This is a genomic window from bacterium (genome assembly GCA_036524115.1).
Taxonomy (GTDB): domain Bacteria; phylum JAUVQV01; class JAUVQV01; order JAUVQV01; family DATDCY01; genus DATDCY01.
In genome coordinates this window covers 1-9,839 of sequence record DATDCY010000047.1, presented here as the reverse complement: position 1 = coordinate 9,839, position 9,839 = coordinate 1, and the positions used below count along the sequence as shown (strand labels likewise).

Sequence of the window (9,839 nt, the reverse complement as noted above, 5' to 3'; positions counted from 1 at the left end):
TGCGCGGACGCCGCAGCGTCGCCCGGCCGGCTCTCGAGGAATCGCTCCAGGGCGCCGACGGCGTTCCGTGCCAGGCCCTTCTTCTCGTAGATCGCGGCGAGCCTCAGGTACCCGTCGGCGGCCGCCGCGGCGTCGCCGCGCTTCTGCGCGACCTCTATGATCCGCTGCTGCACCCGGTCGTCCTCCGGGGCCGCCGCGGCCAGCTCCAGCAGCAGCGTCCCCGCGAGGTCGAGGCGGTTCTCCGCGATGTGCGCCCCGACGCAGCGGTTGAGGGCCGCCCCGCCCTTCTCGACCTCGCCCGCCTTGAGGTACGCGCGGCCGAGGACGAGGTTCACCGGCACGGAGTTGGGGTCGGCCGCCTGGAGCTTCTCGAGCAGCGCCGCCGCCTCCCGCGCGTGGTTGACCCGCGTCAGCGCGTCCGCGTAGAGCACCGTCATCGCGGCGTCCGACACCCCGCGCGCGACCGGCGTCTCGAGCAGCCCGACGACGACGGACCACTCCTGCCGCTGCGCGTAGACGTCCGCGAGCAGCCGCCGGGCCTCGAGGTTCGCCGGGAAGAGCTTGAAGGCGCGCACGAGCAGCTGCGCCGCCGGATCCCGCTCCTTGCGGGCCGCGTAGCCCTTGGCGGCGCGGACATACTCGTCGGAGGCCTTCTCCGCCAGCCTCTGCTTCTCGAACATCCCGGCGAGCTTGACGCGCACGGGGAGGTTCTCGGGGTCGAGGTCGGCGATCCGCCGGAACATCTCGAGCGCGGCGGCGACCTCATGGCGCTTCTCGTGGCGCTCCGCGAGCTGCACGAAGATCGCGCGCGCCTCGACGCGCAGCTTCTGCGCCGCGTAGAGATCGCCGAGCTTCAGCAGCACCGCCGGCTGCTCGGGGTCGAGCCTGACGGCCTTCTGCGTGAGCGCGATGGCGCGCGGGCCGAAGCCGTCCTTCTCGTAGAGGGCCGACCCCTCTTGGTACTCGGCGATGGCGTCCTTCTTCTTGCCGAGCTTCGCGAGCAGGTCGCCGAGGTTGTTGCGGACCTGGGGGTCCTTGGGGTCGAGCTTGATGATCGCGCGATAAGCCTCGACGGCCTTGTCGAGCTTGCCCGCCTGGGTCAGCTTGAGGACGTCGCGCTGCAGGGTCCGCTTGTCGGCCGCCATGTCGCTCCTAGCCGGTCACAGGGCGCACCGCGCCGCTCCGCGCGCAGGGAACCCCCCGCGCACGCACGTCGTTCCGCGCGTGCACTTCGCGATCAGTACGCGTCCTCCTGCATCCTCAGCGACCTGCTGGGAATACCCGCGCATGGTAGGCCCGGCGTCCGGGCCTTGTCAACGCGCCGCACCTCGCCTTCGAGTTCGCGGGCAATTTCCATTTCGTCGGCGGACGGCGCGCCGCGGACCAGCCGCGCGCCCCACGCGGCGGCGCACCCTTCGGCCACGGCGGCCGAGACTTCGGGGTAGCCGGGGCACGGCTGCAGCAGGTCGCGAAGACCCGTCATCACGGCGGCGCCCTCCATCCGCTGCGGCGAGAGCAGGAGCCGCCCCAGCGCCTCGGCGTGCCCCTCGACAAGGATCGAGCCGTGCTGGAGAAACGCGCCGCCGCTCCTGCGCTGTGCGCTGCCGACGATCTTGCGTCCTCCCGCGACGATCTCGTGGCGCGACGCCGACGCAAAACACCCGGGGTGCCGGAGCGGCCGGGCCCCGGTGGGCGCCCGGAGGGCGAGCGCGGCATCGACGCCGAGGAGCCGCAAGCCGGCGAGCAGCCCGGCCGCCACGGCACGGTACGCCTCGTCGAGGCCCGAGCCGAAGCCGGCCTCCCCGGCCGGCACGGCCACGCTGTAGGTCACCTCGCGGTCGTGCAGCACCGCACGGCCGCCGCTCGGGCGGCGCAAGACCGCGATGCCCCGCGCCCTGCACGCCGCCAGGTCCACCTCGCGAGCGGCGTCCTGGGCGTAGCCGAGCGAGAGCGCCGGTGCGTCCCACGCGTACAGACGCAGCGTGGGCGGGCTGCGCCGCTCCCGCACGCAGCGGAAGATCGCCTCGTCGAGCGCGAGGTTCCAGGCGCCGTCCCCGGGGCCGGAGTCGATGAGGCGCCAGAGGGGCGCGCTGCAATCGGTGGTTTCGGGCATGGGCGCATCGCCTCCCGGCCGGTTCCAGAAAAAAAGGCCGGGTCCCCCGACCCACGGTCAGGGGACCCGGCCCGATCCCGCTTCAGGACGTAACGGGCCTTCTCCGGCCTACTCCGCGGCTTCGACCGCCGGCCTGGCCGCCCAGGCCGGCAGCACCGTCGTGTCGGACACCCGGAAGTTGTCGAACTCGGCACCGTTGCGCACGACACCGACGCCCACGAGACCGGCCACGGCCGTGGGGAACTTGTAGTTCAGCACGAGAACCCCGCGATAGTAGACCTTCGTCCTGCCGTCCGTGTAGGCATCGATCCGCAACGGGTAATCGGTCGCGACGGCTGCGGCAACGGCGTTGCGCGCCTTGATGCCGGCGCCGACCCCGCCGAAGGACCCCGCCTGACCGACCCGGATCTCGCCGGGCAGACCGCCCGCCCCGGGGATGAGCTGCACGTAACGGTACTTCGTCCCGTCCTGGAACGAGAAGACCAGCATGACGTTCTGGCCTGCCGTCAGGGTGATCATCCGCACCAGGCCCTCGATCCGCCCCGCCGAGATGCGCGGCAGGAACGCCGTCTTGACCGTCGAGAGGCTGGTCACGGCGGCGGACGTCGCCCGGTAGCGCTTGCCCGCGGTGACGGTCCAGAGACCGGCGTTCTTGGTCCAGTTCGTGTCCCCAGCCGACGTTCCGTCGGTGAACTGCTCGAAGAAGAGCGTCGGGTTGACGTCGTTGACGGTGATGGTGATGTCCTCGAAGTCGACCATCGCCCCGTCCGTCACCTCGAAGTGCACGGTGTAGACGCCGGCCTGGGTGTTGTTCGGGACCCAGCTGAAGGCCGCCCCGGTGAGCGTCGCCCCGGAGGGGAGGCTCGAGGCGGAGAAGACCAGCGGGTCGCCGTTGGGGTCGCTGGCCGAGAGCGTGAACGAGAGCAGCTGCCCCTCGTTGACGGACTTGTTGCCGATGGGCGCGAGCACGGGCGCCTCGTTCACGCTCACGGTGATCGTGAACGTCTCGACCCGGAACAAACCGCCCTTGTCCGTCGACTGGACGCGGATGGTCTTGGTCAGGGTGGCCGCGTTCGCGAAGATCGTCGCGGTCTGGAGCTGGTTGCCGACAATCCGGAAGTCGCTGTTGTCCGGGAATGCCAGCGTGTTGACCAGCGTGTACAGGAACGTCTCGCCGAAGTTCGGGTCCGCGGTGTTCGGGTCGGCCGAGCTGAACTCCCCGACCCTCGTGCCGGACGGCAGCCCGGTGACGATCACGCTGTCGTTCAGCGAGATGTCGGTCGGCGCCTGGTTCGGCGTCACGACGTGGATCTTGAAGTCCCGCTTCACCGACTGGCCGCTCTGGTCGGTGGAGGTCACCGAAATGGTCTTCGTCGCCCCGGCCGTCATGAAGACCTCGCCCGTCTGGAGCTGGTTGCCGGCAATGCGGAACGAGGCGTTGTCGCAAGCGACGCAGAAGTCGAGCGAGTAGGTGAAGGTGTCACCGGGGTTCGGGTCGAGCGTGCTGAACGTGCCGACAGCGGTGCCGATCGGGGCGTAGGTCTGGGCGGTGTCGTCGGAGAGGATGATGTCGTACGGCGGCTCCGAGAGGATGGTGAAGCCCTCGAAGCTCTCCCCCGCCACCTGCGCGTTCGCCAGGGACGCAACGCGGATCGTGTAGTCCGCGCCGGGGTTCTGCTCGTTGCGGATCGTCCAGGCGTAGGAGCCGCTGTCGGGCGCGGACGTGGAGATGACGCTGTTGAGCTTGCCGGCCTTGAGGAGGTCGATCCGCACGTTCGGGGCCGCGACACCGGTCGTCGTCCAGGTGATGGTGTGCGTGGACCCCGCCAGCCACTTCTCGCCGCCGTTGGGCGACACCACCCGCAGGTCGGCCTGCTGGATGGAGAAGTAGTTGTCGCTGTAGGCCGTGACCGGGCCGCCCACGAGCTTCACGCGGTAGTCGCTGTCGGAGAGGATCGAGGCGGGGATCGTCCAGGCGAACGAGCCGTTGTTCGGGACGTTCGCGATGATCGGGGTCTCGCCGCCCGGGCTCGGGTCGGACTGCCCCTTCACGAGCGCGAGGGTCACGGTGGTGGCGTCGATGAGGTCCTGCCTCCAGGTGATCGCCTGCATCTCGCCGCCGAGCCAGACCTCGCCGCCGATGGGCGAGGTGATGATGCCGGCCGACGAGCCGATGCTGAACGCGCCGTCGCTGTCGTCGAACAGCGTCGGATCGGTGATCGAGGTGACCCGGATCGTGTAATCATCGCCGGGCGTCTGGCCGGCCGGGATCGACCAGGTGTAGCTGCCGGTGTTGGCCGTCGGGTTGGCGATGACGGCATAGGGCGCACCGCTCTTGTAGAGGTCGAGGCGCACCGTGGCGCCGGCGGCACCCGTCGCCCAGGTGACCGTCCGCGTCATCCCCGCCACCCAGGTCTCGCCGCCGTTCGGCGCGAGCATCCGGAAGCTCGGCTGGGTGATCGTGAAGTAGTTGTCGCTGTACGTCTCCACGGCGCCGGCGACGAGCTTGACGCGATAGTTGCTGTCGGGCGGGATGGACGTCGGGACCGTCCACGAGAACGAGCCGTTGTTCGGGTAGTTGAGGATGATGATCGTCTCGCCGCCGGGGTTGGGGTCGGACTGCCCCCGCACGAGATAGAGGCTGACGGCGTCGCTGTTCACGGAGCCCTGCTGCCAGGCGATCGTCTGCGACGTGCCGGAAAGCCAGACCTCGCCGCCGACGGGGGAGGTGATGATGCTGGCCGAGGTGGCGATGGTGAAGGGCGTGTCGCTCTCGTCGAAGAGCGTCGGCTGCGCGACCGAGGTGACCCGGATCGTGTAGTCGTTCCCCAGCGCCTGCCCGGCGGGAATCGCCCAGGCGTAGCTGCCGGTGTTGGCCACGTTCGCGATGATGGGGCTGTACAGCGCCCCGCCCCGGTAGAGGTCGATGTTGACGAACGCGCCGGCGGCGGCGCTCGTCATCCAGGTGATGGACTGGGTCGTCGCCGTCAGCCAGTTCTCCCCGCCGTTGGGCGTGAGCACCTGGAAGCTCGGCTGGGTGATGGTGAAGTAGTTGTCGCTGTAGGTGGAGCGGGTGACCTCCGTATCGCCCACGATCACCTTGTACTCCAGCTTCACCCGGTAGTTGACGTCCGGCGGGATCGACTTCGGGATGTTCCAGGAGAAGGAGCCGGTGTTCGGCACGCCGAGGATGATGATGCTCTCGCCGCCCGGATTCGGGTCGGACTGCCCGCGCACGAGATAGAGGTTTGCGGTGCTGCTCGGGACGGCGTCCAGGCGCCAGGAGATGACCTCGGGCGTGCCGGTGACCCAGACCTCGCCGCCGACCGGGTAGGAGATGATGCTTGCCGACGAGCCGATCGTGAACTGCGCGTCGCTCTCGTCGAAGAGCGTCGGGTCGGCGACCGAGGTCACCCGGACGACGTAGTTGCTCCCGAGCGGCTGATCGGCAGGGATCGGCCAGGGGAAGCCGCCCGTGTTGGGCGTCGAGGCGGCGATGACCGTCTCGAGAGAGCCGCCCTTGTAGAGCTCGATGCGGACATCCGCGCCGGCCGCCGCGGCGGCACCCCAGATGATCGAGCGGGTCGTCCCCGCCACCCAGTTCTCCCCGCCGTTCGGGCTGAGCACCTGGAAGCCAGGCTCCACGATGCTGAAGTAGTTGTCGCTGTAGGCGAAGTCGCCGGTGACCTCGGTCCCGGCGATCACGCCATGAACCTTGACGCGGTACGTCGAGCCAGGCTCAGTGCCCGGGGGGATGGCCCAGATGAAGGAGCCGTTGTTGGGCGCGTTGAGGACGATGATCGTCTCGGCGCCCGGGGAGGGCGCCTGCTGGTCCCTGAAGAGCCTGATGTTGACGTTGGTGCCGAGGAAGGCCTCCTTGCGCCACGTGATCGTCTGCGGCGAGCCGATGTGCCAGATTTCCCCCCCTGCCGGGGCGGTGATCAGGCGCGGGATGGGCGGGGCGATGGTGAAGGCGGCATCGCTCTCGTCGAAGACTGTGGGGTCAGACGCCTTGGCGACCCTGATCATGTAGTCCGCCCCGGGGGCCACCGGGTCGGCCGGGTCGTTGGGTATCGTCCAGACATAGGCCCCCGAGTTCCCCGTCGTCGCGATGGACGGCGTGATGACCCGATCCAGTATCCCCGACTTGTAGAGAGAGATCGTCACCAACTGGTCGACATCCCCGATGGTGGTCCAGTTGACGGTGCAGGAGGATCCTGCGGTCCACGTCTCGCCCCCGTTCGGCGCGGTGACTGCGATCGTCTGCGCGGCCGCCGGGACCGCAGCCATCAACAGTGGTACGAGGATAAGTGACAACAGGATTAGCAGCGACTGTCCAGCCTTCCCAACCTGCCTTTTCATGCGCCCCTCCCTTTGGTGGCATGCGACGGCACGTTAACTTAGCGGACCGATTTCGAACTTTATTTAATGACGCTGGATTCTGTCAACCTCCTGTGACCTCCCTCACCAGCGTCTCGTAGGCCGCCACGTCCATCAGGCCCGCGACTTCCGCGGCGTCGACGGACGAGACCGCGATCATCCAGCCGGCGCCGTACGGGTCCTTGTTCACGATCTCCGGCGTCGACGCCAGCGCCTCGTTGACGCGCGCGACGGTGCCGCCGAGCGGGGCGTAGAGATCCGACACCGACTTCACGGACTCGACCACGCCGAACGGCTTGCCCCGCGTCAGCGTCGCGCCCGGCCGCGGGGTCTCGACGAAGACGATGTCCCCCAGTTCCTTCTGCGCGTGGTCCGTGATCCCGACGACCGCCTCCGCGCCCTCGAGGCGGACCCAGACGTGCTCTTTCGTGTATCTGAGGTCGGCCGGGAACTGCATCGCTCACCTCCTCGGGGTCGGGGCCGGCACGAGTATGCCCCGCGCCCACCCGCCCCGCAACGGGAATCCTCGCTCTAGGCGCCCCTGGCCGCGAGGGCTTCCGCCACCACCGCCCGCAGCTCCCGCGTCGCCGCCTCGGGGTCCGCCGCCCCGCTGACCGCGGAGATCACCGCGACGCCGTCCGCGCCCGCGGCGATCGCCGACGCGGCGTTCCCCGCCGTGATCCCGCCGATGGCGACGATCGGCAGCGGCGTCGCCGCCCGCAGCCGGCGCACCCCCTCGAGGCCGACCGGCGCGATCTTCTTGGTGGCCGTCGGGAACACCGCCCCGACGGCGACGTAGGCCGCGCCCGCCGCTTCGGCCGCCGCGACGTCCGCCGCCGCGTAGATGGACACGCCGATGAGCCCGCGCGGCCCGAGCAGGCGCCGCGCCTCGTCAGGCGCGGAGTCGCCCGGGCCGACGTGGACGCCGTCCGCGCCGCAGGCGAGCGCCGCCGCCGCGTCGTCGTTGACGAAGAAGAGCGCGCCGCGCTCGCGGCAGGCGGCGGCGAGCCGCCGACCGAGGACGATCACCTGGGCGTCGGGGAGGTGCTTGGCACGCAGCTGGATCGCATCGGCGCCGCCGGCGAGAGCCGCGAGCGCCAGCCCCTCCCAAGCGGGGACAGATCTAGTTTCCGCGCCGGCAACGCCCACGCTCCTGCCGCGTTCGCCGGAATATGAATCCGTCCCCGTCTTCGTTCTTCGGCGGACGAAGCGCGGGTCCGGGATGACGATCAGCCGCGGCGCCCGGGTCGCGCTCACTTGCGCAGGAAGGTGTCGAGGAACTGCGTCGAGAAGCGCCCCTGGATGAAGTCCAGGTCGCGCAGAACCCGCAGGTGCAGCGGGATCGTCGTCTTGATGCCGCAGATCCGGTACTCCTCGAGCGCGCGAAGCATGCGCAGGATCGCCTCCTCGCGCGTGTGGCCGTGGGCGAGCAGCTTCGACACCAGCGAGTCGTAGTGCGGCAGCACCTTCCACCCGGCGTAGGCCGCGCTGTCGACGCGGATGCCGGGCCCGCCGGGCGCGTGGTACTCGGTGATCGTCCCCGGGCAGGGCGTGAAGCGCTCCGGGTCCTCCGCGTTGATGCGGCACTCGATGGTGTGCCCCTCGGGGAACTGCGTCTTCGGGTCGTAGCGCAGGCTCGCGCCGGCGGCGATGCGGATCTGCTCCTTGATCAGGTCGACGCCGGTCTGCAGTTCGGTGACCGGGTGCTCGACCTGGATGCGCGTGTTCATCTCCATGAAGTAGTAGTTGCCCTTGCGGTCGAGAAGGAACTCGATCGTGCCGGCGCCCGTGTAGCCGACGCGCTCGGCGATGCGCACCGCGGTGCGGCCCATCTCGCGCCGCAGCCGCGGGGGCACCGCGGTGGACGGGGACTCCTCGATCAGCTTCTGGTGACGCCGCTGGATCGAGCAGTCGCGCTCGCCGAGGTGCACCGCGTTGCCGTGGCTGTCGCAGAGGATCTGGAACTCGATGTGGCGCGGCTCCTCGAGGTACTTCTCGACGTAGATGTCCGGCACGCCAAAGGCCGCCTGCGCCTCGGTGCGCGCCTGCAGGAACAGGCTGCCGAACTCCTCCTCGTGGTGGACGAGGCGCATCCCCTTGCCGCCGCCGCCGGCGCTGGCCTTGATCATCACGGGCAGGCCGATCGCGCGGATCGCCGCCAGGCCCTCCGCCTCGCTCTGGATCACGGCCTTGCTCCCCGGGATCAGCGGCATGCCGGCGCGGCGCACGAGATCGCGCGCGCTCGACTTGTCGCCCATGAGCTTCATCGCCCGCGCGGACGGGCCGATGAAGCCGATGCGGCAGCTCTCGCAGACCTCCGCGAAGTGGACGTTCTCCGCGAGGAAGCCGTAACCGGGGTGGATCGCCTCGGCCCCGGTGATCTCCGCGGCGCTGATGATCCCCGGGATCGAGAGGTAGCTGCGCGCGCTCTCGGCAGGACCGACGCAGACGGCCTCATCCGCCAGGCGCACGTGCAGGCTCGGTGCGTCGACGTCCGAGTAGATCGCGACCGTGCGGATGCCCAGCTCGCGGCAGGCGCGGATGATCCGGACGGCGATCTCGCCGCGGTTCGCGATCAGGATCTTGCGGAACATCGCCCCCGCCGCGCCCTAGCCCGTCGTGTCGATCTCGAAGAGCGGCTCCCCGAACTCGACGGGCTTGCCGTCCTCCGCGAGGACCGCCCGCACGGTGCCCGCCTGCTCGGCTTCGATCTGGTTCATCAGCTTCATGGCCTCGATGATGCAGAGCACCTGGCCCTTGCGCACCCGGTCGCCGACCTCGACGTAGGGACCGGCCTCCGGCGACGGCGAACGGTAGAACCGGCCGACGAGCGGGGCCGTCACGATGGCCACGCCCGGGGGCGGCTGGAGACCCGACTTCCCTGGCGCCCCACGAGAGGCTCACTGACCTCGCCGTAGTACCTCGTGAGAAACCGCACACTGGGGCCGCCGCTCGAGAACAACCCCGAGATTCCCCCGTCATCGAGAGATGAGGGCCTTCGTCTCCTGCACCAAAACGGCGGTGTCCGGCTAAACAGCCGGGGCGGCGGGCAGAAAAGAGTTGCATTGGCCCGCCTCCACCACGAACTATTCAGCAGGAACGATATGAACCTGGACGAAGCACAACGCACGAAAGTCGCCGAATGGATTCGGCAAGGGCTCAAGCTTTCGGAAATTCAGAATCAGCTCGCGACAGATTTCGGGCTGCGGCTGACTTACATGGAGGTCCGCTTCCTTGTGGATGATCTAAAATTGACGCCCAAAGACGCCGAACCTCCCAAGCCGGCCGCCTCGCCGCTCCAGGCCCCGGCCGGCGCCCCGGCTTCCGCCCCGAACCCCGCACCGGC

Annotated in this window: 7 protein-coding genes and 1 pseudogene; 1 reads left to right on the top strand and 7 read right to left on the bottom strand. The window is 69.6% G+C overall.

What is annotated here, in order from left to right; all coding sequences use genetic code 11:
• From VI078_02285 to accB, 7 genes and pseudogenes are all read right to left on the bottom strand, one after another.
• A partial coding sequence (locus tag VI078_02285) for a tetratricopeptide repeat protein (protein ID HEY5998114.1) occupies positions 1-1,145 on the bottom strand: 1,145 nt, incomplete at its 3' end.
• 92 nt (positions 1,146-1,237) lie between these two features.
• Positions 1,238-2,113 carry a lipoate--protein ligase family protein gene (locus VI078_02280; protein HEY5998113.1) on the bottom strand — a complete coding sequence of 292 codons (876 nt, stop codon included), beginning with the start codon at positions 2,111-2,113 and terminating at the stop codon, positions 1,238-1,240.
• Between the two features lie 108 nt (positions 2,114-2,221).
• Positions 2,222-6,403 carry a Ser-Thr-rich GPI-anchored membrane family protein gene (locus VI078_02275; GenBank protein HEY5998112.1) on the bottom strand — a complete coding sequence of 1,394 codons (4,182 nt, stop codon included), beginning with the start codon at positions 6,401-6,403 and terminating at the stop codon, positions 2,222-2,224.
• Positions 6,404-6,557: 154 nt separating this feature from the next.
• Positions 6,558-6,950, bottom strand: a complete 393-nt coding sequence (gene gcvH, locus VI078_02270; GenBank protein HEY5998111.1) for a glycine cleavage system protein GcvH — start codon at positions 6,948-6,950, stop codon at positions 6,558-6,560.
• A 74-nt stretch (positions 6,951-7,024) separates the two neighbouring features.
• Positions 7,025-7,642: a thiamine phosphate synthase gene (thiE, locus tag VI078_02265; GenBank protein HEY5998110.1), complete on the bottom strand. Its 618-nt coding sequence runs from the start codon at positions 7,640-7,642 to the stop codon at positions 7,025-7,027.
• 104 nt (positions 7,643-7,746) lie between these two features.
• Positions 7,747-9,087 (bottom strand): acetyl-CoA carboxylase biotin carboxylase subunit, encoded by a 1,341-nt coding sequence (gene accC / locus VI078_02260; protein HEY5998109.1) that lies wholly within the window; start codon positions 9,085-9,087, stop codon positions 7,747-7,749.
• Positions 9,088-9,102: 15 nt separating this feature from the next.
• Positions 9,103-9,336 (bottom strand): annotated as a pseudogene (gene accB, locus VI078_02255) (acetyl-CoA carboxylase biotin carboxyl carrier protein).
• A 261-nt stretch (positions 9,337-9,597) separates the two neighbouring features.
• On the opposite strand from accB, the gene VI078_02250 reads away from it, so the two are divergent.
• A partial coding sequence (locus tag VI078_02250) for a hypothetical protein (protein ID HEY5998108.1) occupies positions 9,598-9,839 on the top strand: 242 nt, incomplete at its 3' end.

Coding starts and splice junctions, on each gene's coding strand:
- VI078_02280 (HEY5998113.1), bottom strand. CDS start 2,113: ATGCCCGAAACCACCGATTGCAGCGCGCCCCTCTGGCGCCTCATCGAC.
- VI078_02275 (HEY5998112.1), bottom strand. CDS start 6,403: ATGGCTGCGGTCCCGGCGGCCGCGCAGACGATCGCAGTCACCGCGCCG.
- gcvH (HEY5998111.1), bottom strand. CDS start 6,950: ATGCAGTTCCCGGCCGACCTCAGATACACGAAAGAGCACGTCTGGGTC.
- accC (HEY5998109.1), bottom strand. CDS start 9,087: ATGTTCCGCAAGATCCTGATCGCGAACCGCGGCGAGATCGCCGTCCGG.